5 protein-coding genes are annotated in these 6,163 nt (G+C 42.5%); 3 read left to right on the top strand and 2 right to left on the bottom strand.

Annotated features, from left to right (window positions below; all coding sequences use genetic code 11):
• The first annotated feature begins 4 nt into the window (after positions 1–4).
• Both BP896_RS01215 and BP896_RS01210 read left to right on the top strand, forming a co-directional pair.
• On the top strand, positions 5–481 hold the full coding sequence (locus BP896_RS01215; protein ID WP_291764820.1) for a class I SAM-dependent methyltransferase: 477 nt from the start codon (positions 5–7) through the stop codon (positions 479–481).
• A gap of 14 nt (positions 482–495) precedes the next feature.
• The gene (locus BP896_RS01210) at positions 496–1,518 is read left to right on the top strand and encodes a polyprenyl synthetase family protein (RefSeq protein ID WP_291764818.1); all 1,023 of its coding nucleotides are present in this window, start codon (positions 496–498) and stop codon (positions 1,516–1,518) included.
• 50 nt (positions 1,519–1,568) lie between these two features.
• Here the strand turns inward: BP896_RS01210 and BP896_RS01205 are convergent, their stop codons facing one another.
• On the bottom strand, positions 1,569–2,417 hold the full coding sequence (locus BP896_RS01205) for a hypothetical protein (protein WP_291764816.1): 849 nt from the start codon (positions 2,415–2,417) through the stop codon (positions 1,569–1,571).
• 195 nt (positions 2,418–2,612) lie between these two features.
• Here BP896_RS01205 and BP896_RS01200 point away from each other — a divergent pair, with 195 nt between their 5' ends.
• The gene (locus BP896_RS01200) at positions 2,613–2,945 is read left to right on the top strand and encodes a hypothetical protein (RefSeq protein ID WP_291764815.1); all 333 of its coding nucleotides are present in this window, start codon (positions 2,613–2,615) and stop codon (positions 2,943–2,945) included.
• A gap of 264 nt (positions 2,946–3,209) precedes the next feature.
• Here BP896_RS01200 and BP896_RS01195 read toward each other — a convergent pair whose 3' ends face one another.
• Positions 3,210–5,597, bottom strand: a complete 2,388-nt coding sequence (locus tag BP896_RS01195; protein WP_291764813.1) for a tRNA(Met) cytidine acetyltransferase TmcA — start codon at positions 5,595–5,597, stop codon at positions 3,210–3,212.
• Positions 5,598–6,163: the final 566 nt, after the last annotated feature.

The following is a 6,163-nucleotide window of genomic DNA, read 5'->3' as shown; positions in this document are numbered from 1 at the left end:
AAACATGGAGCCGTTCACCAGTAAGATTAGGGTTAGGGAACTATATGAGAGAATGGGGTTAGGCTACCTTGAACTCTACTTAAGAGAAAGCATTACAGGTTACTTAACATTAATTGAGGGAGTTAGGTTAAGGGGTGTGAGGGTTATTGACATTGGGTGTGGGTTAGGTATTGGGGCAGGCTTACTATCAGGTATTGTGGAGCAGTATACCTGCGTTGATGTTGCATGTGGTTTATTAAAGTACCCGGCTGGTTTACCTAATGTTGATGTTATGTGCTCTGACGGAGCAATGCTGCCCATTAGGTCATCATCCTTTAATATAGCTATTCTACTAAACACAGTCAATGCTGATTTAGATGGCTTAGAGCTACTGGGTGAGGCTAAGAGGGTTAGTAGCGTTGTTTTAGCTAAGTCACCCAGGGATATTGATAATGAGCTTATCGCCACCCTGCTTCAGGTAGCTAATACTTTAAAACATTAACTAATTCCGCGACTATGGTTGATGCTTTAAGTGAACTGCATGAGAGGTATGGGGAATTAGTTAATAAGGCTATTGAGAAGTACTTAACCATAAGTGTTGATCCATCATTCAGGGAAGCCGTATTATATCAAGTGGCCACAGGCGGTAAGAGGATTAGGCCACTAATGGTTATTGAATCAGCCTTAGCCTGCGGTGGTTCCCTTGAATCTTCCCTACCCTACGCCGCCATAGTTGAGTTAATACATAATTACTCCCTCATATACGATGATATAATTGATGAGGCGGACTTAAGGAGGAATATGCCGACGGTAAGGAGAAAGTACGGTGATTACGCAGCAATATTAGTGGGGATATGGTATAGGGAGGCTATTGAGGAGGCTGTATTGGAGACAAGGAATCCCAGTGAGGTGGCTAAGGTTGTTGCTGAGACCATAAGGGCTATTGATGAGGGTGAGAGGCTTGACATATTGATGGAGTACTCAGGTAGGAGGGACCCATACTTCATTGAGAATAGGCTTGTTAAGGAAATAACCCCAGCCTTAAGGGATCTTTACGTAAGGATGGTTTCACTTAAGACCGCTGCATTATTTAAAACATCAATGTGGCTTGGAGGGTACTCAGCAAACTGCAGTGTTGATAAGTTGGAGGCGTTAAGTAACTTCGGCTATAACGTGGGCGTGGCCTTCCAAATAATAGACGATGTCCTAGACATATTCGGTGATTTAAGGAAGTTTGGTAAGGAGATTGGTAAGGACCTTAAGGAACATAAGGTTGGTAACATTGTTATATTGCTCTCACTCCTTGAGAGTAAAGAGGCTGGTAAACTGCTTAGTGTGCTTTCCAAGCAAAGGCCAACCCAGGATGATATCAAGGAGGCTGTGGAGGTTATTTCAGCAACTAAGGCTAGGGAAGAAGCCATTGGGATGGCTAATGAGTATATGAGTAGGGCTATTAGTGAATTAAGTAAGGTACCTAGGAATGAACATACGATGAAGCTTGAGGAGCTGGCTAGGTTCATAGTTTATAGGGAGTATTAAAGAATTAAGGGCTTGTTTTTAAGAGAAGTTAAGCTGATTAGGGTTTATTTTCAAGAGCGGCCTTTACCACGGCCATGATTACTATTACCGCCACCATTACCCTTACCCTCACCACCACTTGACTTAACATGCCCATTACCCTTACCATGGCCATGGAGAACCCTATACTCCTCAACCCACTTCTTAGCCTCCTCATGAACCTGCCTAGTTAATTGCACTATACCCTGCTTAACACCACTAAGCATCTTTAATGCACCACTGTAATTACCCTCCCTAAGCAGTTTATCAGCTAACTTAGTTTGGTTAATTAGGCTCTTTATCTCATTCATTAAAGTTGAGTTACCGGTCTCATTAGCTATCCTATACGCCACAGTAAGCGTCCTATTCAGCATCCTTAACTCAGCCTCAGCCTTAACCATCTCAGTTACGTTAATGTGCTTCTCCACGTTGAAAGCCCTAATGGAGTCACTCCAAGCCCTCTGCTCTAGGTGAATGGCATCTATAGCCTCCTTCAATGCTGTGAAGCATAATCCCTTATTCAAGGTTTCATTAGCCTCCTTAGTTAAATTATAGGCTTCACTCAACGTAAAGTTAACTAACTTTAATTCCCCGGCGACGTTAGCCAGAGCCTTAACCTTCTGGTAGAAGAATAGGCTAAGCTCAATGTGAACTATTGCTGCAGTGCATGTTGCGTTCTGGGCCATTGATGAATTACCTAATGCAGGTATTATAGTTGCGTTAGTGGTTGTGGTTAATAGGGTTGCTGCAGTTAATGTTGAGTTTGATACCGTTGAGTTAGTTGAGGCTGATGTACTAACCGTTAAATGCACTGGCGATGCAACTAGGGCTGTTGCTACTCCCAAGGCTAAAGCCAGTATGATTAGGCTTACCGGCTTCATAGGTAGGTGGGTGGTGGTGCGCTTTAAAGGGTCATGTTTCAGAACCTTGGTTCCACTATGTGAAACCACGGTGAGCCATGGTGAAACAAGTTGAGGAACAGCCACCTCCTTAGGGAGGAGTAATGCCTACCTTTAACTTATTGAGGAACCTATGATGGCTGATTTTTAAATACTAGTACTCTATGTTCTACACCAGTGAGTACTGATTACATTGTGTTTAGGAATATTGAGGAGTTCAGTAGGTTTGTTGAGAATATGGTTAAGGAACTCACTGAGGTGGAGTCGATTTTAAAGAAATCCGCGCCTAAGGGTGAGTTGATTAATGCAATTGATGCTGAATCCATGGTTAACGTCGGGCTAGACTCTAAGGAATTACTAAACATTGTGCATGAGGCTAAGGAAGCCTACTTAAAAATCCTTAAATCAATACCAGCAGAGATTAAGGATGTTGAGTGGGTTACTGTGCTTGAACTCATGGGTAATAAACCCGTTAAGGCCTATATAATACCAATAATCCTCTCCACTTAACCCATTCATACCACTAGGCGTCTTACAGTTGGATTCCTTTAATCATTGATTCAATTAACCGTAATCCTCATGATATTAGAATCTTCATTAAGTAAGTGTTTCCTCGTTTACTGTGGTTTATTATGCTTCCCCTTGGAGTTGCCTAGTGTTCATGATCCTACAGTTCCGAGGCCACTGGTAGGTTTACTAATTTCGAAGCCTTAAAACCTTCAAGGNNCAAAATAATAAAAGCATCATTAAGCCAGGAATAGCCTTAGATACGCTTCAGTAAGCCTGCTTCTGCCTCTTGGAGGGTTGAATCATGTAAATGGGTATGTTGAAGCCATTGCCGTAGAAGTAAACTAGTAGTATCCTTGATATTGCCCTTAAGCCAAGCATGAGGACTGTTGGCTTAACCCCAAGTTCCCTAGCCGCGGCGCTCCAGGTCTTTGATTGAAAAACCTTAGCTATAATGCCTCTCTCCATGATTTCAGGTATCCTGAAGCCAACCCTAGTAATTCTCATGAAGTATGCCTTAAATAATTCAATTAATGCATCAACAGTGTTCTCGTAGGTCATGGGGCCCCAGGCGTAGGCTATAAGCCTATTAAGCTGACCCCTGGTTAGGTTCAATTCATTAAGCTGAGCCACTGGTTCATCACTGGTTAGGAGCATTAAGGCTACATCGGGTTCAAGCCCAACATAGGGTCCACTTAAACTACTTAGTAACCTAATTCTAAATTCCCTATTAGCATAGTAAACAGCGTTCTTAGCAGCATCGCTTATTGGCTTAATCATAAGTACACTATACTCCCCACTTACTGGATTCCTCTCAGGGCTTATGTGTATTGGTAAGTAACCGTTCTTAACCCAGAATCTGAGGAGCTGGGCATTAACTCCAAAGCCAACGCCAATCCAATCCAGCCCCCTTACCTTAGCCTCATTCTCAAGCATACTTAATGCTGTGGAGCCAAGCCCCTTATCCTGAAGCTCAGGATGAGTGGCTATTCTAACTATTCTCCACCCCCTTAGCTTAGCGAACTCAGGTATTTTCCAGTACTTAACCATCCTATCCGGTATTATATTACCTGGGGGTTTGAATCCCAGGACCATGGTGTTAATGGTTTCGTCATCTAAACCACCCTCCTCAGCTAATTCAATGGAAACCACAACCTTACCATTCTCCAGTGTTAATGCCCTAACCGTATGATGGGGCGCATCCATCATCATCCCTAAGTCATCAGGCTCATTCCTATAATGGGCCTGCACGTATATTCCGAAGAATTGCCTTAATGTTTCCTCATTCTTAAGGAATAATTCATCAATACTTGGTGCAATATACTTAATCTTACCCTCATTAATCAGCTTCAAGTCACCTTCATCAATGCGGGCAGGCTCAGCATCAAGTAGGAATGTCTTAAAGAGCCACTTCTCAATGGGGTCATCCCTAGCATACCTTATGGGCTCAGTCATCTCATACTCAAGAACCCTAATACCCCTCCTACCCTTAAGGTACTTAAGGAACCTGACGCTGAAACCCCTACCGGCACCCTCATAACCGTGTATTGTGGTTGAGTAAATTACCCTAGTGAACTTGTTATGTATGCCGTAGAGTATGGGTAGCGGCATCATGGCTGCCTCATCAACCACCACTAAGTCAATTGGCCTTTGCAGCGACAATAGTGGGTAAGGCTTATAGTAATCCACGTAAATACCCCTTGTTAATAAACTCACAATACTATCCCCAGTCCTGGAGACCTCAACATCGTAGCCTAACTCCTCAAACCCCCTCCTGGCGAACTCCATTAGTGTCCCGGCATTGTCAGGGCTTTCAGCCGTAACCGCTATCCTAGCAACCCCACGTCTCCTCTTTAACCTATGTCCAATTAATGACACTGCAAGCCCCACGGCAGCAGACTTACCCCTACCCCTATCCGCTATTATGACTGCATTAACCTTACCCTTCTCATTAACTATACCCTCAAGCATCGATATTACGTTAATCTGATCTTGAGTTTTAGCCAGCTTATACACCTCAATAGCCTTACCCTTAATACTAGGTATATTTAACTGGGCTTGACTCACCTCCTGTATATTAATTGATTGAGGCGGCTTAATAAACTTGGATTCATCTACATCATACACTGAAATACCTTCACCCCTCATTAAGCTTTCCCAGAACCTAGACTTAAGGTACTGCCTAACTTCCTCCGGTTTATGAGGGGGTGTTATTAGCTTAAGCTGGAACTTAGTGATTACCTTAAGCCACTTGTCCACTGGGGGCATTAAGAGTACGTAAATACCCCCACCCTTCACAACGCTACCAACCCTACCTATGTCATTTGGCTTAAGGTCATTGAAGAGGTCAACCACTGCGTAGTCCAGTGTTTGACCAAGGAGTAGTTTAGTGTCCTTGAAGGGCATTGGCTTAAACTTAACGTTACCCATACCATCCGTGAATACCCTTAACCTTCTCCTAGCATCACCATATTCAGGCTGATACAGATAAATTCCATTACTCATGCCCGTTACGCCTAGGAATAATTTAACAACCTCCACAGCTGATTCGGCTACTGCATCATCACTTGACCCAACTAGAACCACCATCCTCCTATGATTAGCATTAACACCACTCCTAATGAAGTCCTCTAGACCCTTAACCCATTCAGACATAATTTACCTTTAAGACCCTAATGTTGAGTTAATAAATCTTTACAATAAGGGTTAAAGCTTGATTAGCGCCTCCACATCTACTTAAATTGCCCTTAAGGGAATCCTCATACCTCCAACCTTCAAGTTACCGTTAATGACTTACCATTAATTAAATTCCTTAACCCACCTAAGCCCTCAAACACTATAATGAATCCACACCTTAATGTATTACCGAATAATTAGCCTTAGTAGAGTTTGGTTTTCATCGTAACTAATAGTCAATTGAAAGTGGTTGTTAATTGTTTAGTTTGTTGCTTTTCTTCCTCCTGTGTATGGGTTGGGGTTTATCTCTTAGTCATGATGCAGGGTTACCTTATAGAGGTAATTAAAAACCACGTAGAGAATGCTACATTTAAGTAATTAACATGGGATGATGATATATGTGAATCCCTTAAACGTTAATAAAGGTTTGAGAAAAGAAAAGCCCTCATTAATCACACCAGCCCAAGTTTACCACCCCATAAGGATATACTAATTTAAAGATGAAAGCACACCATCTTATATCTCCACCTTAAAGGATAAAGCTT

It is taken from the genome of Caldivirga sp. UBA161 (assembly GCF_002506515.1).
Taxonomy (GTDB): Archaea; Thermoproteota; Thermoprotei; order Thermoproteales; family Thermocladiaceae; genus Caldivirga.
The sequence above is the reverse complement of the archived record's forward strand: the minus strand, read 5'-3'. Positions and strand labels throughout refer to the sequence as shown.